The sequence below is a fragment of the Terrabacter sp. P5_B1 genome (genome assembly GCF_056400505.1).
This window is the reverse complement of the sequence record NZ_JBFULD010000038.1, coordinates 1-18,432: the sequence shown is the minus strand read 5'-3', so window position 1 is coordinate 18,432 and position 18,432 is coordinate 1. Positions and strand designations below refer to the sequence as shown.

Annotated in this window: 17 protein-coding genes and 1 other RNA gene; 8 read left to right on the top strand and 10 right to left on the bottom strand. The window is 68.6% G+C overall.

Annotated features, from left to right (window positions below):
• Positions 1 to 318 precede the first annotated feature (318 nt).
• Complete coding sequence (locus tag AC1DP0_RS04865) at positions 319 to 849, top strand: hypothetical protein (RefSeq protein ID WP_478082753.1); 531 nt, start codon at positions 319 to 321, stop codon at positions 847 to 849.
• Positions 850 to 934: 85 nt separating this feature from the next.
• On the opposite strand, the gene AC1DP0_RS04860 is transcribed toward AC1DP0_RS04865, so the two are convergent.
• The gene (locus AC1DP0_RS04860) at positions 935 to 1,345 is read right to left on the bottom strand and encodes a VOC family protein (protein WP_478082752.1); all 411 of its coding nucleotides are present in this window, start codon (positions 1,343 to 1,345) and stop codon (positions 935 to 937) included.
• A 269-nt stretch (positions 1,346 to 1,614) separates the two neighbouring features.
• Positions 1,615 to 1,884 carry a class I SAM-dependent methyltransferase gene (locus AC1DP0_RS04855; protein ID WP_478082754.1) on the bottom strand — a complete coding sequence of 90 codons (270 nt, stop codon included), beginning with the start codon at positions 1,882 to 1,884 and terminating at the stop codon, positions 1,615 to 1,617.
• A gap of 320 nt (positions 1,885 to 2,204) precedes the next feature.
• On the opposite strand from AC1DP0_RS04855, the gene AC1DP0_RS04850 reads away from it, so the two are divergent.
• From AC1DP0_RS04850 to AC1DP0_RS04835, 4 genes are all read left to right on the top strand, one after another.
• Positions 2,205 to 2,675, top strand: a complete 471-nt coding sequence (locus tag AC1DP0_RS04850) for a YdeI/OmpD-associated family protein (RefSeq protein ID WP_478082751.1) — start codon at positions 2,205 to 2,207, stop codon at positions 2,673 to 2,675.
• Between the two features lie 804 nt (positions 2,676 to 3,479).
• Positions 3,480 to 3,953, top strand: a complete 474-nt coding sequence (locus tag AC1DP0_RS04845; RefSeq protein ID WP_478082750.1) for a hypothetical protein — start codon at positions 3,480 to 3,482, stop codon at positions 3,951 to 3,953.
• A gap of 460 nt (positions 3,954 to 4,413) precedes the next feature.
• Positions 4,414 to 5,292 carry a hypothetical protein gene (locus AC1DP0_RS04840; RefSeq protein ID WP_478082749.1) on the top strand — a complete coding sequence of 293 codons (879 nt, stop codon included), beginning with the start codon at positions 4,414 to 4,416 and terminating at the stop codon, positions 5,290 to 5,292.
• A gap of 104 nt (positions 5,293 to 5,396) precedes the next feature.
• Positions 5,397 to 5,933: a GNAT family N-acetyltransferase gene (locus AC1DP0_RS04835; protein ID WP_478082748.1), complete on the top strand. Its 537-nt coding sequence runs from the start codon at positions 5,397 to 5,399 to the stop codon at positions 5,931 to 5,933.
• Between the two features lie 240 nt (positions 5,934 to 6,173).
• Here the strand turns inward: AC1DP0_RS04835 and AC1DP0_RS04830 are convergent, their stop codons facing one another.
• On the bottom strand, positions 6,174 to 6,524 hold the full coding sequence (locus AC1DP0_RS04830; protein ID WP_478082747.1) for a VOC family protein: 351 nt from the start codon (positions 6,522 to 6,524) through the stop codon (positions 6,174 to 6,176).
• A 665-nt stretch (positions 6,525 to 7,189) separates the two neighbouring features.
• On the opposite strand from AC1DP0_RS04830, the gene AC1DP0_RS04825 reads away from it, so the two are divergent.
• On the top strand, positions 7,190 to 7,438 hold the full coding sequence (locus AC1DP0_RS04825) for an ANTAR domain-containing protein (RefSeq protein ID WP_478082746.1): 249 nt from the start codon (positions 7,190 to 7,192) through the stop codon (positions 7,436 to 7,438).
• A gap of 43 nt (positions 7,439 to 7,481) precedes the next feature.
• Complete coding sequence (locus AC1DP0_RS04820; RefSeq protein ID WP_478082745.1) at positions 7,482 to 8,168, top strand: carbohydrate ABC transporter permease; 687 nt, start codon at positions 7,482 to 7,484, stop codon at positions 8,166 to 8,168.
• Between the two features lie 33 nt (positions 8,169 to 8,201).
• On the opposite strand, the gene AC1DP0_RS04815 is transcribed toward AC1DP0_RS04820, so the two are convergent.
• The 4 genes from AC1DP0_RS04815 to AC1DP0_RS04800 all read right to left on the bottom strand — a co-directional run bounded on the left by AC1DP0_RS04815 (position 8,202) and on the right by AC1DP0_RS04800 (position 12,670).
• The gene (locus AC1DP0_RS04815; protein WP_478082744.1) at positions 8,202 to 8,918 is read right to left on the bottom strand and encodes a GAF domain-containing protein; all 717 of its coding nucleotides are present in this window, start codon (positions 8,916 to 8,918) and stop codon (positions 8,202 to 8,204) included.
• 157 nt (positions 8,919 to 9,075) lie between these two features.
• Positions 9,076 to 9,780 carry a GPR1/FUN34/YaaH family transporter gene (locus tag AC1DP0_RS04810; RefSeq protein ID WP_478082743.1) on the bottom strand — a complete coding sequence of 235 codons (705 nt, stop codon included), beginning with the start codon at positions 9,778 to 9,780 and terminating at the stop codon, positions 9,076 to 9,078.
• The gene (locus AC1DP0_RS04805; RefSeq protein WP_478082742.1) at positions 9,777 to 10,259 is read right to left on the bottom strand and encodes a hypothetical protein; all 483 of its coding nucleotides are present in this window, start codon (positions 10,257 to 10,259) and stop codon (positions 9,777 to 9,779) included. Before AC1DP0_RS04805 ends, AC1DP0_RS04810 begins: the two co-directional genes overlap by 4 nt.
• Positions 10,256 to 12,670 (bottom strand): molybdopterin oxidoreductase family protein, encoded by a 2,415-nt coding sequence (locus AC1DP0_RS04800; RefSeq protein ID WP_478082741.1) that lies wholly within the window; start codon positions 12,668 to 12,670, stop codon positions 10,256 to 10,258. The genes AC1DP0_RS04805 and AC1DP0_RS04800 overlap by 4 nt, the downstream gene beginning before the upstream one ends.
• Before the next feature lie 1,076 nt (positions 12,671 to 13,746).
• Here AC1DP0_RS04800 and AC1DP0_RS04795 point away from each other — a divergent pair.
• Entirely contained in the window at positions 13,747 to 15,522 is a 1,776-nt protein-coding gene (locus AC1DP0_RS04795; RefSeq protein ID WP_478082740.1) for a hypothetical protein, read from the top strand.
• Positions 15,523 to 16,006: 484 nt separating this feature from the next.
• On the opposite strand, the gene AC1DP0_RS04790 is transcribed toward AC1DP0_RS04795, so the two are convergent.
• The 3 genes from AC1DP0_RS04790 to rnpB all read right to left on the bottom strand — a co-directional run.
• On the bottom strand, positions 16,007 to 16,861 hold the full coding sequence (locus AC1DP0_RS04790) for a hypothetical protein (RefSeq protein ID WP_478082739.1): 855 nt from the start codon (positions 16,859 to 16,861) through the stop codon (positions 16,007 to 16,009).
• Positions 16,862 to 17,301: 440 nt separating this feature from the next.
• Positions 17,302 to 17,496, bottom strand: a complete 195-nt coding sequence (locus AC1DP0_RS04785) for a hypothetical protein (RefSeq protein ID WP_478082738.1) — start codon at positions 17,494 to 17,496, stop codon at positions 17,302 to 17,304.
• A gap of 689 nt (positions 17,497 to 18,185) precedes the next feature.
• Positions 18,186 to 18,432, bottom strand: an RNA gene (rnpB, locus tag AC1DP0_RS04780) — RNase P RNA component class A; the annotation flags it as partial.

Sequence of the window (18,432 nt, the reverse complement as noted above, 5' to 3'; positions counted from 1 at the left end):
ACGCGGCGGCATGACGCGCGCGTGTCGCGGGCACGTCGCGCCGCGACGGCAGGGCGCGGGCGGGCACATCACAGGGCGACTTCCGCCGCGCCGGCGGATACTGGAACTCGTCACGCGAGCAACGTGGCGTAACGGGGCCCGGGAGGTGTCACGACGTCTTCTGTCCGAGCGGGCTGCCTGGCTGTGCTGCTCCTGACAGCCGGATGCTCGGGCCATGCCCCAGAGGGTGCTTCTACTGCGCAAGCCTCGACGAGTACCGCTGAACGGGCAGACGCCGGTGCTCGCCATGTCTCACTAGCGTGCTCCGACTCGCTCGGTGTGCAGCCCGGGGAGCTCGTTGGCGAAAGCCCGTTCGACGGGTTGCCGCCGCTGTCCGCGCATGACGAGCCGCCGTTGGCGCGAGACGTGGGACTGCGCATGCCGGTCGGGATGGATTGGTACTTCCGGAAGAGCCCCTTGTCGATGCGCCCTGGGGTCGCCGACTTCACCCTGAGCGTCTCGGGCCCCTGGTCCGCATTGGCCTGGGTTCCGGCGCAGGCATGGACGACGGCAGAGGTCGACCTGAGCCGCTGGACGGCCTCCTCACTGACGCTGCGCAGCTGCCCGAACCGCGCCGCTCAGTTCCTGGGCGGCATCCTGGCCAGGGACCTACACACCTGCCTGCAGATCACGGTGCACCAGGCGGGGCACCCGGACCGCACCATTCGCCGATACCTGGACGGAGCGCGGTGCCGCGACGTGGGAGGGGCTCCTGACCCGAGTCGCCTGACTGCGGACCCGTTCAAGCGACCCCTCACCGGCCGGCAGGCAATGCGGTCTGGCGCGCTCGATGTGCAGTCCCCTCGATGACACCCCCGACAGACCGGGCGTCGCAATGGCACACGCCCCCCAGGTCTGCTCCTGCCCCGTGGGGGCGCCACCTCGGGTGCCCGCTCTAGTCGCTCTCGGGCCAGGTGGGGCCGCGGTCGGTCCAGGTGACACCCTTGTTGCGGCACAGACAGAACGGGTGGCCGACGGGGTCGGTGTAGACGCGCCAGCCGTAGCCATCTGGGCCGGTGGAGTCCTGCTGCAGGGTCGCACCGAGGGCCAGAACGCGACGGTGTTCGGCGTCGATGTCGTCAACTTCGAAGTCGAGATGGAACTGCTTGGGGTGCTCGCTGTCGGGCCACTGCGGAGCGCGGTACTCATCGACCCGGATGAAGGCCAACTCGAACTCGCCGAACTGGATACCGGCCCAGTCGCCGTGGCTGCCCTCGTTGACCGGGCGACCCGTCACCTCGGCGTAGAAGGCGGCCAGCTCCATCGTGTCCGGGCAGTCGATGATGAAATCCGTCAATCGCAGCATCCGGCGATCGTGCCACGCCGGCACTCACCTGTGCGCTCGTGCCGTGAGGACGTATGGCCCGCAGACGTGGCCCGCTAACTGGAGGTAGGTGCCGCCGACGACGTGGACGGTGCCGCCGCTTCGGTCGATCGCCGATTTCCAACGCGCCGTTCAGCCGGGCTAGCGCGTCGGGGGGCCTAGCTGCTGGTGGTCGCCGAAGGTGGCGAGCAAGCCGGACCACTGGTCGCTGGTCAGTCGACGACGCCAGCGGTAGGTGCGCGGTGCCGCTGTCACAAACGCGGCGTGCCGGCCGGACGCAGCACGCGCGCGGCCGTGTCGGCACCCGTCGACAGGTCGACCCAATGCCAGGCGTGCCCGGAGGTGATCAGGTCGAACCGTCGCCCTCCGTCCTCCCACCGCTCGAGCTCGCTCACCTCCACGTCCACGCCGTGGCCGACGGCGACGGCTGCCATCCGCGGGTCGGGGTCGACACCCAGAACCGAGACCGTTCGGCGGCGCAGTTCGACGGCCACCTGGCCCGTGCCGCAGCCCACGTCCAGTGCCGTGCCGACATGCTCGCCAGCAAGTCATCGAACGGTGCGTGCGGGTAGCCCGGCCGAAAGGCGTCGTAGGCGAAAGCGATCGCCCCGAAGGACGACGACCGCCGACGATCGCCGTGCAGTGCTCCAGAACCACCACTCCAGTGTGGGACATCGGCGGCGCGTGCACGTCGGCCAGGCGGTGGGCGACCGAATGTGCGAGATCGCCGCTTCCCGCGCACAAGCCGATGTCACGATGTGCTCCCGCGGTGCTCGACGGAGGTCAGTCGTGGCAGAGCGGATTGTGTGTTCCCCCTCCCGGTGATATCGAAGGAGAAGCCATGTCCACTGCTGGACCGAAGACCGCCACCTTCGAGACCACGTTGACCGCGAGCGGCATCAACACGGGCATCGTCGTCCCGGACTTGATCATCGAGCAACTGGGTGCTGGCAAACGGCCGGCGGTCGTTGTAGACGTCAACGGATACGCGTACCGCAGCACCGTGGCGGTCATGGGAGGGCTGTACCTCATCGGCCTGAGCGCGGCCGTGCGCGCGGCCACCGGGCTGGCTGGCGGGGACCCGATCCGGGTGACGCTCACGGTCGCAAGCTCACCGCGCGCCGTGGAGATGCCTGCCGACTTCGCAGCCGCTCTCGACTCCCAACCGGGAGCCCGCCAGTTCTTCGACACCCTGCCCAACAGCCTGCAGCGCCACCACGTGGACAACGTCAACACGGCCAAGTCCCCCGGCACCCGGCAACGGCGCATCGACAAGGCGATCGGTCTCTTCCTCGAGGGCAAACGCCGGTAGAGAGCTCCTCAGGCCCGGAGTCTCGGTTGGCGGATGAGGCCAAGCGCGTCGCAAGCGCCCGTTTCCTGCGAGGGGCGCCAGCACGGCGATTCGCCAACCTTCCCTGCTGGCGGGTGGGGTCATGTCCGCCGGAGGTGCTTTGCCTACGTGTGCGCGCTCGGTGCTTGAGCGGACGGCGCCCCAGGCATGTACCGCCACGCGTGCGTCTCCCGCCGAGCAGATGACGCTTCGGCTGCCTGTGTCATCGAGCGCACAGACCGCCTCGTGCCGATCGGTCATCGTGGAAGCGGACGAACAGAGGTGGTCACGCACTCGCGAGGAGGCACCCATGAGAACCACGAGCGACGAGCGCAGGCATCACCCCGCCCGTGGGAGTGCGGTCGCGGCCGCGAGCCTAGCGCTGGGGCTCGGCGTCACCGGCTGCGCCGCCGACCTCCACCATGTAGCCACGGCCACGGCGACGACCGCGACCACGACCTCCGCGCGCGGGGCCAGCACGGTGACAGCTGCGGCCGCCCCGACCGCGACGACGGGCCTCGAACGCGACATCGTCCTGGCGGGCCGGCACTTCCGGGCCCGGTGCGACGGCAGCGGTCCCGCGGTCATCGCGGTGGCCGACTACGGGCGGTCCATGGACGATACAGGCCCCTACCTGCATGACCTGGCCCCGCATGCTCAAGTGTGTCTGTACGACCGGCTCGGCGTCGGACGCAGCGATTCTCGCGGCATTCGCAAAGCTTCGTTTCCCTGGCCGATGACCTCGAAGGCGTCATCTCTGGGCTGGGGCTCACCCGCCCCGTCGTCGTGCTCGGTGACGAGCTCGGCGCGCCCATCGCGCTCACCTGGACGAGCCGGCACGCGAAGGACGCACGGGCGGTCGTACTCATCAAGCCGGTCCCTCCTGGCTTCATGGGCCCCCACGGGGCGCTGGCCCGTGTGCTGCCTCCCAAGGACCCAGGCGACGTCGAGCTGAGCAACCTCTGGAGCGACCTCGACCACTTCGACGACCCGGCGCGAAACCGCGAGAGCCTTGATCCCCGGTCATGGGATGCCTACCTCCGACTTCGGCCGACGTCTACGGCGCTCTACGACCTCGTCGGGCCACCGGCGGCGACGTGGCCGGCTTCGGCCGACGCGAAGACGATCAACGCGGCTTGGCAGCAGGGGCAGAGCGGGGTGCTCCGGCTGTCCTCATCGTCCGAGCTGGTCACCGTCCCCAACGAGGCGGACTGGCCTGCGGCCATCAAGAGGACTCTTGAGCGGGCGTTCCAGAGTTGAAGCCTCCCTCGCAGGTCAAGCAGCGTCGGGCTCAGCATCAGCCCTCATGCAGCGGGCCAGCCTGGTCTCAGACATACGGCCACGGCACACCCGATAGCCAGCTCAGGCCCCTGCAGCCCGGAGAACGCAACGGCACAGTCGTCACCTTCCGGACCGACAGCACAGGCCCCTCAGAGTTCACCGACCAGGACCGAGCGGGGTTGCCTCTCCTCGGGATCCGGTATCTCTGAGCGGTCAAGGTGGGTGAACATCGACCTGATCGCCAGCGCGATCAACGCCTAACCGAACCGCCCATGGATCACCGTCGTACACCACCGATCCGGACTTGACCTTGTGCCGGCCAATCGGGCCTCCGCGCCTGTCACCGGCTCGGCTCAACCCGGCACGTCGGAGCAGTTTGCGAGCTACCCACCACGCCCCGCCATTGCACACCGCGCAGCTGCCGGGTTCGATGGTGGGTATGGACGTCCGGATCGTCCGCGGCCCCGGTTTGGCCGCCGCTTCGGCGTGCCTCGTGGCTTTCTCCCTCAGCGGCCTGGCGGCCTGCGACGCCGGTCGCGCGGCGAGCGGCCCAACCAGCAGCAGTCGGCCAACGGTCGGACCGTTCCAGACACAGGTACGTGTGTTGCAGATGAACCTGTGCAACAGCGGGCGCGCTGCGTGCTACACCGGCGGCCGTGCCGTGAGCACGGCGGTGTCACTTGTCCATCAGCATCGGCCGGACATGATCAGCCTCAACGAGGTTTGCCGCGATGACGTTGGCGTCCTGAAGCAGGCGATGTCGGTCGCCTTACCTGCTGCCACCATCGCCTCGACGTTCGCGTCAGCGAAGGATCGCCCCAGCCAGGCCCCGGTTCGGTGTCAGAACGGCCAGGAGTTCGGCGACGCCGTTCTGGTGGCGGCCTCGTCCCCCACAGTTGGCGTGCGCAGTTTCAGCGGTGTCTACCCGGTGCAGGACTCCGGCGACCCGGAGGAACGCGTCTGGGCGTGCATCGTTCTGGCCCAACGGTTCTCTGGCTGCACAACGCACACGGCCAGCGCCAGTACGACCGTCGCGCTCGAGCAGTGCCGATACCTCCTCAGCTCAGTGTTGCCGGGGATCAGCCGCCCCTACGGCGGCGCACCGATCATCCTGGGCGCGGACCTCAACCTCGCGGCTCGTGGGTCGCCCAGCCCACAGGCTTGCCTCCCCAGGAGCTATCGGCGCACCGACGATGAAGCTCTTCAAGACGTCGTGGTGAGTCCGGGCGGCGCGGTGCGATCGCGCTCCGTCATCGACATGCAGGGCACCACTGATCACCCCGGCCTGCTGGTCGACCTTGCCCTTTCGCGTCGTTGAGGGCAGCTGAGCACCCACTCCACGTGGTTCCAATGGTGCAAGCACGTGGAGCAAATAACGCGCGTGCCAACCTAGAGCGGACGCGCCGCGAGTAGATTGCCGAGGTGCTCCGGCAGCCCGTTCGCCTATTGACCGCACGGTTGTCGCTACGGCAGCCGGCGCAGGCTGATGCTGTAGCGATCCTCGGGATTCTGTCGAATCCGTCAGTCGTCCAGCACAACCCGTCGGATCTGGTGACAGAGCTCGAGGACGTCGAGGCACTGGTGAGCCGCTGGTTGGGACATTGGGACCGGCACGGGTTTGGAAACTGTTGCGTCTTCGAAGAGAAGACGGGTCGACTGGTTGGCAACTGCGGTGTCCGGTGGGCGACGATCCACGGGGACCGTGTCCTCAACCTGATGTATCGCTTTCATCCATCGACCTGGGGACGTGGCTACGCCACGGAAGCCGCGGCCGCTCTCTTGCACTGGGCGCAGCAGGCGCCTTCTTCCGAGCTCGTCGTCGCCCGCATCCGCCCCACGAACCTGGCCAGTCAGAGGGTTGCCATGAAGATCGGCCTGCGACGACATCCCGCCTTCGACGACCTGGGCGAGGACGGCGTCGATTGGGCGTTCACCGACCGCTCGACAGCGCGCGAGTGAGCACCACCGGCAACGTGCTCTTCTTCCCGTCCTCGGTCGGCGGTGGCGGGACCGGCGGACTCACCTTCTGGGCCGCCGTACTGGCTGAGGGTCTGGGCGCTGCGCGGGCTGCCCTAGGCCTTGGACGAGGCAGCGCCTCCGTCCGTGGAGGCAGCACTTCACGATGACGGCCGAGGCGGCGTCGTCCGCGCGCAGTGGCCTGTGCAGCCTCAAAACGAATTGTCCTCCTTTCCGCTTTGGCTATTCATCGTGCTGCGTGACGTTGATGATTGCCCCGTTCGGGTCGCGCACGAAGAACCGTCGTAGGCCCCAGGTCTCGTCGGTGATGGGGTACGTGATCTCAGCACCCGCAGCAACGGCTCTGGCGTACACCTGGTCCACATCGTCTACCTCAATGGAGACAACGGGATGCTGGTGTGCCTTGACATCCAGGGCCATCACGCTGAGCTGGACTTCGCGCTTATCGGTGCCGAAGAAGAGGATCCAGTCCAGACCTCCCCCGCCGTCGAGACCAATGACGTCGTTGTAGAAGGCGCGACTCGACTCGAAGTCGTTGGACAAGATGTTGGGTTTGATGCGCTTGACCACCATGAGTCGAAGGTAGGACGCAACCGCTCGCGCTGTCTGTACTGGAGTGCCGGCCCCCGCCGGGGTGCTCCGGCCGGTGACGTGGTCGCCGCGCCGTCGGGTCCCGTAGGCCGGCCGGACACGCATACCGCGCGGACCTGGGTGTACCCGACTCCGAGGACCGAGCGTCTAGGCTGGATGCATGGAGGCGACTCCCCGGGCGGCGGCTGACGCGGCCGGTGGGCGTGCTCGGGAGCTCGCCCAACGGCGCGCGGAGCTCGTCGCGGGCGTGGTTCAACGCCCGCCGACGTGCTTGCCGCCATGCAGTCGGCGGAGCGGTCGGAATGGCGTGCCCGCGTCGCGCGTACGCGCTCAGCGGTCGCCCACGACCGCGCGGCGGCGCACGACCGAACCGCCGCAGCCCTCGAGAAGCAAGCCTCCGGCTCAGGAGAGCCGAAGAAGAGCATGCTGCTCAACGATGCTGAAGTTCACCGGCGGGGCGCCCGTGCGGATCGGGCCGCCGCCGAGGCGGACCGGAGCCCGCCGGTGGGCGAGCCCCGGCCGGATGCCACCTGAGCCCTGGGCGCGTCTCGTGTCAGTCGCGGGCCTCGGCGTCCAGGACGAGCAGGACGCCGGTCGGCTCGTCGCGTGATGTCAGCGGGGCAACCGTCACCGCCAGGCTGCTCACCATGGCCGAAGCCCTGGCCGTTCAGGCCACCGCGCTCATCGACCTGCGGAGACAGGTGGTGAACCTGCAAGCGGCGATGCGCAGCAGGGAGCTCATCGGGCAGGCGTGCGGTGTCCTGATGAGCCGGTACCGGCTGACGGAGGAGCAGGTGATGGACGCCCTCCGGCTCGTGTCGCAGCACCGCAACGTCAAACTGCGGGAACTGTCTGCCGAGGTGACCGAGTCCGGCACCCTCGTCGAGCTGGATTGAGCCCTCAGGCGAACCTGGAGCGCGCCGGCTCGTCCCCGAGACCGTGCAGTGGTCGAACTTCCTCGCGGTGTGGGACGCCGGTCCCGTGCTGAGCTGGCTGCTCAACTCGGGGGTCGTCTCTGTGATGGCTGCCCTGACCGTCACGTTCTCCAGCGCCTTCGTGGCCTTCGGCTTCGCCTACTTCCGGTTCCGCCTGCGCGGGCCGCTGTTCGGTCTGGTGCTCGCCACGATGATGCTGCCGGGCGCGGTGACGATGATTCCCGTCTACCTCATCTGGCACCAGCTCGGGCTCATCGACACCCAGGTGCCCCTGTGGGCCAACAACTTGTTCGGCTCCGCCTTCTACATCTTCCTGATGCGCCAGTTCTTCCTCGGGGTCCCACGCGAGCTCTTCGAGGCGGCTCGCATCGACGGCTGCAGCCACTTCGGGCTCTTCCGCCGGATCGCCCTGCCGCTGTGCCGACCGGCGCTCATCATCGTCTTCATCTTCGAGCTGCAGGCGAGCTGGTCGGACCTGCTCAAGCCGTTGATCTACCTGCAGACGGAGGACTACTTCACGATGCCTCGCGGACTCAAGCAGATCGTGGACGGCTTCGCCCTGTCCGGCGAGTACCACTGGGAGATCGCGATGGCTGCGACCCTCGTCGCGACGCTGCCGATGATCGTGGTCTTCGCGTTCGGACAGCGCTACTTCATGGAGGGGCTGGCGACCACCGCCAAGCAGGGCTGAGCGGCGGCATGCCGCACGGACAGCGGTGGTCGGTCACGCTTCGGCGTCGTCGTGGGGGCCCGGGTGGGCGTCCATGAGGAGGTGAGCGAGGGCCGGGAGCGTCACGCCGGCACGCGCGGCCGCCTGCTCGAGCTCGCGTCGGGCCTGCTGAGGCGTGCTCCCGCGAGTGGCGACCAGCAGTCCCACGGCGAGGTCCACGACGGCCAGGTCCTCGAGGCGATCCACGGCTCGCGCGGCTTGGATCCTGCTGTCGAACGAGAGATCGGCATTCGTCACCGCCCCGGGGGCCCAAGCGCCGAAGAGGGCGGCCAGCTCCTCGTGACGGCCGTCGAACGTGTCGGCCCGGGCCCCGTACAGGTTGACGCTGCCCACCAGCCGGTCTCCGTCCAGCAGGGGCAGAGAGAGCGTGCTCGCCACACCCACGGTGCCACTGGCTTGGGCGAACAGCTGCCACTGGCCCTCGTGCAGGAGGTCCTCATGGACGACCTCCACCACTTCACCGGAGTCGACCGCCTGCTCGCACGGTCCGCCGTCGAGATACTGCACGGCATCGAGGCCAGCGGGGGCCTCGGCGCTGGTGAGATAGGTGAACGTGATGTCCTGCTCGAGGACACTGATGCTGAAGCCGACAAGCCCCTGCACGCGCCGTCGCAGCGCCGACGCCGCCTCTGCCAGCTCGGGTCCGAGTTGCGTGTCGCCGGTCTCCGCCAGGCGCCGAAGCGCTTCCCTGGTCTCTGGAATGGGTTCCACGCAGTCGCCAGTACCCTTTTCCCGCCGGATTGCTCGCAGGTGTGCCGGACCTCGTGGCCTACAGCCTCACCTGGCAGGACGTGCCATCACAATGACCTACGAGGGGACCAAAGCCGGACGCCCACCGGGAATCCGCAGCCGGACTCGTCTCGAAACGTCAGAGCTGCTTGCGGACCCCGCCTTCGTGCGGGACGGACGCCAGGCCGTCAGCGGCCGAGGCGGTCATGGTGTCGGCGCCCATGGCGCGGCGTCCGGTGGGCAGCACGGGCGCGTGCCGCACGTCCTCGAGCTCGAAGGAGAGCGCGGCATACGCGGCCACGAGACCCAGCACGAGTCCGACCCAGCCGGCAGTAGAGAGCCAACCCTGCGAGCCGGTGAGCTCGCCGATCCCTGTCACCGCGAAGCGGATCGCGCTGAGTCCCATCACTGCCAGCGCGGCGAGCTTGCTGGTTGCCGCCACGGTGGGCACGCACATGGCCACCGCCGAGCACAGCAGCAGCACGCCGAGCGCCGACGACGTGGCGCCGGGTGGTGACAGCAGGAGCGCGAAGCCCATCCCGGCCCACGTGCCGGCCAGGATGCCCATGCCGGTCCCCGCCGTGGGATCGCGGGCGAGGAAGCCCAGGACGCAGGCGACGAGCTGGAGCGGCACGGTCAGTCCGAGGATGCCCGTGGCGACCACCCGTCCCTGGGACGGCTCGAGCACGTGTAGTTGGAGCATGGCCGTGGCCACCGTGGCGACCATGAGGGCGAGGAAGCCGAGCGGCAGGGGGTTTCCGACGGGACGCACCACGACGCGCAGCTCTGGTTGCGCACCCGACGTGGGCTCTCCCGGCGGCTGGTGGAGCACGCCGGTGGTCATACGACCAGCGCCTGGGTCGAGGACTCCTTGATCTTCGAGTTCGCCCACGTGGCTTGACGTTTCGTCTCTGACTGGCACTTCGTGGCAAGGGAGAGCAGGTCGTCGTGGACGATGGCCTGGGCGGCTTGGCCGATCATCTCCCAGTCCGTCAGGACGCTCGAGGCGCGCAGGTAGACCTCTCGCAGGTCACGCACCATGACGAGCTCCATCTCGGATGACCGAGCGCTGCGCTCCGACATCCACCGGCGCGCCTGATCGACGACGGAAGGGGAACCGTCGGGTGAAGGATCGAGCTCCTGGCCGAAGCTGCCTGCTATGGCGGCGATCTCCCGGACGTGTCGGGCGCTCCACTCGGCGAGGTCGCGGCCGACGTAGTAGACCTCGTGGTCCGCCCGGTGCTCGTCCGCGACGCGCAGGAGCGTCCGGCACAGCTCGTTCTCGTCGTGGTGCAGGTCCCTCAGGACGGTGCCGATCCTCATCGCGACGCTCCTTCCGTGGACTCGACGGACACGCGTGCGGATGCGGTGGTGTCCGGCGCGGGAGCCGGTGTGCCGTCACCGTCGGCGACCTTGCGGATCGCGCACGCGGCGGTCTTGAAGATCGGCTGCTTCGACGCTGGGTCCCAGACCGTGGGGGTCAGCTCGTTCGCCGCCCGTCCGTGCTCACCGGGACGCCAACCGGTGTCGGTGTCCCAGTAGCCGTAGTGGAACGGAAGGAAGGCGACGCCCCGGCGGATCCCGCTCACTCGCACCCGCGCTCGCACCTCTCCCCTGCGGGTGCGTACCTCGGCGAGGTCGCCCTCCTGCAGACCGTGCGTACGTGCGTCATGGGCCGACACCTCGACCCAGACCTCGGGGGCGGCTGCCTGCAGCTCGGGGGCCCGTGCAGTCCGGGTACGCGTGTGGAAGTGGTAGACGGTCCGACCGGTGATCAGCTGCAGCGGGTGGTCCTCGTCCGGTAGCTCGTGGGCCGGCCGGTAGTCGGCAGCCTTGATCACGGCCCGACCGAACGGGTTGAGCGCGCGGTACTCCCCCTCCTCGACGGGCGCCCCGGTCTCGAGGTCGCGACCGTAGGTCTCGCAGTCTTCCGGCGAGGCCCAGAACACGCCGCCCTCGTAGAGTCGTTCGGTGCCGTCTGGCGCCTCGTCGGTGCACGGCCACTGGACTCCGCTGGGCCCGCGCAGCTTCTCGTAGCTGAGAGCGCTGTAGTCGCAGGGTCGCCCGCGGCTGCACTCGCGCCAGGCGTCGAAGGCGTCTTCGGGCGTGGCCCACTTGACGAGAGGCTCTCCGTCCTTGTCCTGCAGACCCATCCGCCGCGAGAAGTCCACGAAGATGTCGAGGTCGGGGCGCGCCTCCCCCGGTGGGTCGACGGCCTTCTCGGACAGGTGCACAGTGCGGTCGACGTTGGTCAGGGTGCCGGTCTTCTCGTTCGACGCCGCGGCGGGGAGCACGMCGTCGGCCAGCTGCGCGGTCTCGGTGAGGAAGATGTCCTGTACGACGAGGAAGAGGCGTTCCTGCGACAGGATCGAGCGCATCCGCGCCAGCTCCGGCATCGACACTGCGGGGTTGGTGCCGGAGACCCAGAGGAGGCGGATCGACCCGTCCTCGACGTAGCGCATGATCTGCATCGCGTGGGTGGGCGGTGTCGCGTGGGGGATCTTCTTGGGGTCGAGGTTCCAGACCTTGGCCAGGTCCTCGACATGCGCCTGGTTGCTCCAGTTGCGAAATCCCGCCATGTCCCCGTCGGCCCCGCACTCACGGGTGTTCTCGGCCGTCGGCTGCCCGTTCATCTGCAGGATGCCGCAGCCGGGCCGGCCGATCATGCCGAGCAGGAGGTGCACGTTGTTGACCTGCACGGCGGCGGCCGTTGCCTGGTGGGACTGGTAGAAGCCCTGGAGCACCGTCGACAGCAGCGCCTCCGACTCACCCATGAGGCGGGCAGCGAGCCGCAGGTCGTCAGCAGGCACGTCGCAGATCGTGCTGACGAGCTCCGGGGCGTAGCGCGCGACGAGCTTCTCCAGGTCGTCGTAGCCCACGGTGTGCGCCTGGACCCACGCCTGGTCGACGTGGCCGTTGGCGATGATCTCGTGCAGCAGCCCGTTCATCAGCGCGACGTTGGTGCCCGGGCGTGGGGCCAGGTGGACGGTGGCCCGTGCGGCGACGGGCGTCCGACGCGGGTCGACGCAGATGATGGCGGGCGGGTCGTCTCCGTCGAGCCGGTCCAGCATCCGCATCCACAGGACGGTCTGCGTCTCTGCGACGTTGTGGCCGAAGAGGGCGATGACGTCGGCGTGGTCCACGTCCGTGTAGGAGCCGGGTTGGCCGTCGCTGCCGAAGGACTCCTTGAGCGCCTCGGCCGCAGTGGCGGTGCAGAGCCGGGTGTTGCCGTCGACGTGGTTGGTTCGGATGCCGCCGTGCGCCACCAGGGCGAGGGTGTAGTACTCCTCGAGGAAGAGCTGCCCGGTCGTGTAGAAGCCGATGGCACTCGGCCCCTGCTCCTCGAGGAGATGCTGCGTGCGGTTGACCACGGCGTCCATGGCCTCGTCCCAGGAGCACTCGACGAGTTCGCCGTCCCGCCGTACCAGCGGGCTGGTCAGCCGGTCCGGCGAGTGGGTCGCCTGCCAGCCGAAGAGGTCCTTGGGGCCCAACCGCCCGTGGTTGACGCGGTCGTCGGCCCGGCCACGAACCCCGACGATGCGCCCGTCATGAACGGCGACCTCGAAGGCGTCGCCGTTGGAGTGCAAGGTGGACGCTGTGCGCACCCACCCGTCCACGTCTGCTTCGGTGATCCCGGCGGCGAGGTGCTGGTCCACCCGTTGGGGCCACGTCCCGCCCCTCGCGTACGGCGTGCGGTCCCCCCAGACCCGGGCTATGCGGTCATCGGTCGACACAGCAGTCTCCTCGTCACGTCGAGCCGTCGGCGAAGCGGCGTCATGAGCCAACCGGCGGGCCGACTCGTCGAGCCTCCCTTACCCCGAGGCAGGTGCTCGTCCCGGATCGGCTCCCAACGGCTTGGTCGAGGGGTCGAGGGGTACCGCGCCTCAGTGATCCCGCGACTGGCATGAGGATGCTGTCGCCTCTTCGGCCGGTGCGTCGCCCTCCGCGGCCTGACGACGGGCCTGCTCTCCGGATCGCCTTCGCCCGGCTCGGCCACGACGTCATCGCCGAACACATCTCCCTACCGGCCGAGGGGCTTGTTGCTGGTGACTGGTGAGCGGTGGCGGCGACGATCCCCGGCCCCCTCAGCTCAACGCCGGTGAGGTGGCCCCGGGCGCTGGGGTGCACGGATGCCCCGCTGTAGGCGCAGCTCGTCACGGAGTCCCGGCGGCATGGGCAGCCTGAGTCTGACGAGCTCTGCGGCATACCTCTCCATGGCGTCGAGCAGCACGCCACGAGCGGCCAACAGCAGTGCCGGATCAACTCTTCCCGCCCGCAAGACGTCCACGTTTGCACGAGCGGCACGGACGAGCGCCATCAGTGCCCCCAGGGGCGGTCCAGGTGGGGCTGGAACCGGCGGATCGGCTGGCACCGGGGACTCCGATCTGTCGCCGCAGGACGCGCCGACCCTCCTTCCGAACCCTACGCCGGCCGTGACGCCTCATCGGCCTAGCGGGCCCGGCGGATCTGTGGCTACGCGGGACCGAGGCGACGGTTGGCGCGGTGACCCGTGGAGGCCGTAACGCGCCAGGATGTCAGGCACGACACCCGCTGCTGCTGCCGACCTGGCGGCAGCTCGCAGCGAGCCATCCTCACTTGGTGCCTGGTTATGCGGATGTCGCAACGGATCGCAAGGAGATAGGTGCCTCGTGGATACGTCTTCCGAATGCGGTGATCGGGTGGATCGTCACGATAAACATGCATCGACAATTGGCGATTTCCCGCGCTAAGTTTTTTGTCGACTCAGGAACGCGCCCCTTGCGGTGCACCGACGCACTGTAACCGGCCCTCAGGCTCACAGGAGTTCGCGATGCGTCGAGCGTTCAAGTTCACCTCACTGGGGGTTGCCGCCGTGATGACGGTGTTCACCTGGGGCGTGGCCGCCGGGACTGGTGTCGCTGCGAGCGCCGCCGGGGCGCCGGGGCCTCAGCCGCTGGTGCGGGTGGGGAGAGTGAACGTGCGGGCATTGCCGGGCGTGGACCGCGCAATGGCCCTGCCGGGACGGGCCTCCAAGGAGAAGCCGGAGTCGGCCGCGGCAGGAGCTAGCCCCATCCCGGTGCCGAACCCGCCCAACTCGCCGGTAACCTTGGCCCACCCCGGTGCCACCGGCTTCAACGGCATCAACGCGGTCACGTCGGGGCGCAAGAACGGCTTCGACGTGGAGCCCCCCGACCTTGGCCTGTGCGCCTCCCACGGCGTGGTGATGGAACAGGTCAACCTCGCGGTCCGCATTTACACGGACACCGGCGCAGCTTTGACCCGTCCCGTATCACTCAACGACTTCTTCGCCCAACCGCCGGATTTTGATCCGGCTACGAAGAAGTTCGGCCCGTTCCTGTCAGACCCCCGCTGCTACTACGACCCCCAGTTGGGGCGCTGGTTCTCCACCGCACTCGAGATCGACGTCAACCCGTCGACTGGCGCGTTCGGGCAGCGGTCCTCCCTCTTGATCGCGGTCAGTTCCACCAGCGACGCGGCCGGTGACTACGCAATCTTCGCGGTGGACACGACCGATAACGGGCGCGGTGACACCCAGCGACTTCCACACTGCCCGTGCTTCGGGGACCAACCGCGAATCGGCGCGGACGCGAACGGCTTCTATGTCAGTACAGACATCTACCCGATCAAGGGTCTCTTCAACAGCAACGGAGGCGCGCTGTACGCCCTGTCCAAGACCGGGCTGGCGGCGGCCGCCGCGGGCGATGTCCCGTTGCCGACCTTGGTCAACATTCACGTCGGAGCGTCCACGATCCAAGGCTTCCCAGCGAACGCGCTGCAACCAGCCCAGACGCCTCCGCAGGGCGTCTACGCGCCCAACACTGAGTACTTCCTCAGCACCCCGGACTTCAACGGCTTCGCCACCTCGGGCGGCAGGGGCGCCGAAGCGGTGGTCGTCTGGGCACTGAGGGGAACACAGACCCTGAACGGGGCGCACCCGGACGTACATCTCAGCCATGACCTGGTGCCCAGTGAACCCTACGCGCCACCCGTCGCTGCGAGGCAGAAGCCGGGTCCCCGTCCACTCGGCACCAGCCGGGACAAGCCGCTGCCCAAGGTCAGCGTCAACGACGACCGGATGCAGCAGGTTATCTACACGGGCGGGATGCTCACGTCCTCTTTGAACACCGGCGCCGGACCGGCAGGCACGGCGACCAAGAGCGCAGTCGCGTGGTTCATGGTGCGTCCGACGGACGGTGCCGCCGGCGTGACCGCGACCATGGAACGGCAAGGCTACGTCGCCGTCGCCGGTGCCAGCCTGGCCTACCCGGCCATCGGATTGGACGCAACCGGCAACGGGGCCATGGTGTTCAGTCTCATCGGACAGGACTTCTGGCCCAGCGCCGCCTACGCAGCCTTCGACCGTACCGGACCCCACGACCCGATCCACGTCAACGGCCTCGGCCTGGCACCAGAGGACGGCTTCACGTGTTACCCGCCGTACAGCCACGGCACGTGCCGGTGGGGCGACTACTCCGCCGCGGTCGCAGAAGACGGCGCCATCATAATGGGCACCGAGTACATCCCCGGACCTCGTGATGTCAGCGCGAACTGGGGCACCTTCCTCACCCGGTACTCAGCCCACTGACTCATCAAGAACCCGAGCGCATGGGTGAGCTCTTGCTCCGAGTTCGGCGTTTTCCCGAGAAGCCGCCAAGCGCGCACAGCGCTTCGACGGGGTTGTGTGGGTCATGCCGCACAGCGCCCTCTCGGCCCATGGTCCGGATTCGGTCCGTCTCCCTGTTGCAGCCCTGACGGATCGTCCTTGGGCGCTCACAGCAACCCGGTGCGCCCAAGCGTCGCACCAGTCGTCCACGAGATCCGTCGCCGCCTCCGCGTCGCATCCTGAAGGAGTGACCTGGGCGGTCTGGTCAGCGCCCCGAGCGCGCCGGACTCGGAACCGGCCCCGGCCCCGGCCCCGGCCCCGGCCCCGGCCCCGGCCCCGGCCCCGGCCCCGGCCAGAAGCGTGGCGTCTTCTTCTGGGCGTGCAGTCGGTACGCGCTGGCGCGGCTGGATCCGGAGCGGTGGCTGGACGGCATGCCCGAGAACCATGCGTCGACGGGGAACCTCCTTCAGGAGGCCAGCGAACAACTGGCTTGCCGCACGTCAGCAGCCTCGTGATCGTAGAGGGGTAGCGTCGCTTCGCCTTTCTGCCACATCACTCGCCACGCGGCCTCGGCGGCCGCAGGGGTCATCATGCCCATCGCGAAATGGGTTTGGTCCTTGATGTGCCGGTCCCACGGAGCGATCGCGACTCGCGCCTTTTCCAAGGCGCCGTCCACCGTTCGCATCGAGGCGGCGCAGACGCGAAGGGCGTCGGCTGCTGGTCCGGTCGCTGAATCGTCGACGGCGCAGGTCGTCGAGGAGGCAGCCCGGGCGGCGTCTGTGTTGCGGAACACAGCCACGTTGTCGGCCGCTTGGTACGTCGTGTACGGCCACTGCGCCTTCGCCGTTGCGAGGCTGATCCGGCCAGCCTGCAGATCGTTCATGATCTCCAGATGTCTGCGCCACTGGGCCAGCGACCGGTCGGCAGCAGAGAACGCGGCCGACTGGAGCCGCCATCGCGTCCGACAGGACGACACCGCGGCGGCAAGCTGCGGCGGGATACTGCCAACCTTCGTAGCAGCGGCGTGTGCGGGTCCGGAGGTGGTGGACGGCTGCGGCGGCGGTGTCACGGTGAGGGGGGCGTTCATGGCCTGCGCCAGCCCGGGGATGGTCCACGGCGCCGCAGCGTTCGTCGCCGGTCCCGCATGCCTGCTCGGCGCCGATGGCGAAACGCTCCCGGAGAGCGCGATGCCCATGTACACGGCACCCGCGACGATCAAGACCGCTACGACCACGCCTACCTTGAGAAACGTTCGTGCGTGGCGTTCATGTGCGAGCATCTCGTGCTTCGGCGGCGGTTGTGGCGACCGGTGCACCCTCATGATGACCCCCTGAAACCTCTTCGGTTCAAACGGAGTGGTGCCACACGGGCACGCGACCTCCCGGATCAAACGATAGGTCGCGGATGGCGCCTTCGGGAGCACAGCAGGCATTTTTCCGTCAGGGAGCCACACCGGCGCAGCCCAAGCGCAAGCCGCAGGATCGGCCCGACAGGAAGGCGGCACAACGGTCACACCCCCACGCGCGGAGGTCCCGCTCCCGACGGTTACCCGGCGCCCTGGCGGCCACCCTCTGGGACCTGCACCAATCCGCCGCTTTGATGCATCCCGTGCATGCGCGCCGGGTTGCCGCCGAGCGCGAAGGGCGCGGCGCCAGTCACCCCGCCGCTCGGATCGTCGCATCACGGGACCTGCAGCCTCGCCGCGCCCACGTCCTGGGGAACGGGGACGCCCATGACCGGTCGCGGACACGTCCCGCATAATCAGCCGGCTTGCAGTGCGCGCTTCACTGGTTCTACGAGTTCGACCGGCGACTTGCAGCCCTTCGAGCACCGGACGGCGGGGTCCTCACCGACATATTGGACGGCCCATTCGGTCCCGGACATGATCGGTTCGGCAGTCGCGGTCACCTCACCATCGCAGCCTTCGGTCGGGCACGGGATCGTGATCTCTTCCATGTCTGGACCTTAAGGCCTGGGCAGGGCCGGTGCCCGGACGCGGAGACCGGCCTGCAGCGGCCACCTACCGCGAGATCGCAATCACCGAGAGGGTGAGTGCTGGGCCCTCGAGGGCGAGGCTCTCGTCCGTGTTCTCCGCTCAAGTCCGCCGTCGCGGACCAACGCATCGTGTCCAACCCGTGCACCGGCACCAAGCTGCCCAAGGTCCCCAAGCCCAAGGTCCAACCCACGACCGAAGACCAGCTCGTCGCCATCGTGCAGCACATGCCTCACCGGCATCACGCGCTCGTGATTCTTGCCGCCGGAACCGGACTACGCCAGGGCGAGGTCTTCGGCCTCACCGTTGAACCGCCTCGACCTCGAGCGCCGCACCGTCCTCGTCAACCGGCAGCTCATCAACGTCAACGGCCGCGAGCCGTTCTTCGGACCACCCAAACTCCCAAGCCGGCGTGCGCGTCGTCCCCCTGCCGGCTGTCGTCGTTGATCCACTCCCGGAGCCCCTGCGCGCCTACCCCTCGACCACACTGGTCTTCACCAACAGCGTGGGCACTCCCCCTGCGCCATTCCGCCTCCTGGACCGAGTGGAACCGCGCCCTGCAGCCGCCGACGGAGTCCTCCGAAGTTTGCGGACTGTTTGCGGACTACCGGGGAGTGACGAGACACATCACCGCAGTTCAAGGGCCTGAAAGTGGATGAGTCGGCCGATACGCCGGGTTCTGTTCCGCGCCCCCGTTACCAGTGACGCGGCGACGGCCATCCATCTGGGCCGGCCATTGCTGACCGGCTCGAGCGTCCTACCCGCGCACTCGACCGGGCCGGTCTCCTCGGCGCCCGAGGGCGTCGTGCATACGCTGTCTGGACTTGCTCCGGGTGGGGTTTACCGAGCCGCTCCAGTCACCTGGAGCGCTGGTGGTCTCTTACACCACCGTTTCACCC

What these genes read in the sequence shown, in the direction of transcription:
- AC1DP0_RS04860 (WP_478082752.1), bottom strand. Translation starts at nt 1,345, where the DNA reads ATGCTGCGATTGACGGATTTCATCATCGACTGCCCGGACACGATGGAG.
- AC1DP0_RS04850 (WP_478082751.1), top strand. Translation starts at nt 2,205, where the DNA reads ATGTCCACTGCTGGACCGAAGACCGCCACCTTCGAGACCACGTTGACC.
- AC1DP0_RS04840 (WP_478082749.1), top strand. Translation starts at nt 4,414, where the DNA reads ATGGACGTCCGGATCGTCCGCGGCCCCGGTTTGGCCGCCGCTTCGGCG.
- AC1DP0_RS04830 (WP_478082747.1), bottom strand. Translation starts at nt 6,524, where the DNA reads ATGGTGGTCAAGCGCATCAAACCCAACATCTTGTCCAACGACTTCGAG.
- AC1DP0_RS04825 (WP_478082746.1), top strand. Translation starts at nt 7,190, where the DNA reads ATGGCCGAAGCCCTGGCCGTTCAGGCCACCGCGCTCATCGACCTGCGG.
- AC1DP0_RS04810 (WP_478082743.1), bottom strand. Translation starts at nt 9,780, where the DNA reads ATGACCACCGGCGTGCTCCACCAGCCGCCGGGAGAGCCCACGTCGGGT.
- AC1DP0_RS04805 (WP_478082742.1), bottom strand. Translation starts at nt 10,259, where the DNA reads ATGAGGATCGGCACCGTCCTGAGGGACCTGCACCACGACGAGAACGAG.
- AC1DP0_RS04795 (WP_478082740.1), top strand. Translation starts at nt 13,747, where the DNA reads ATGCGTCGAGCGTTCAAGTTCACCTCACTGGGGGTTGCCGCCGTGATG.
- AC1DP0_RS04790 (WP_478082739.1), bottom strand. Translation starts at nt 16,861, where the DNA reads ATGAGGGTGCACCGGTCGCCACAACCGCCGCCGAAGCACGAGATGCTC.
- AC1DP0_RS04785 (WP_478082738.1), bottom strand. Translation starts at nt 17,496, where the DNA reads ATGGAAGAGATCACGATCCCGTGCCCGACCGAAGGCTGCGATGGTGAG.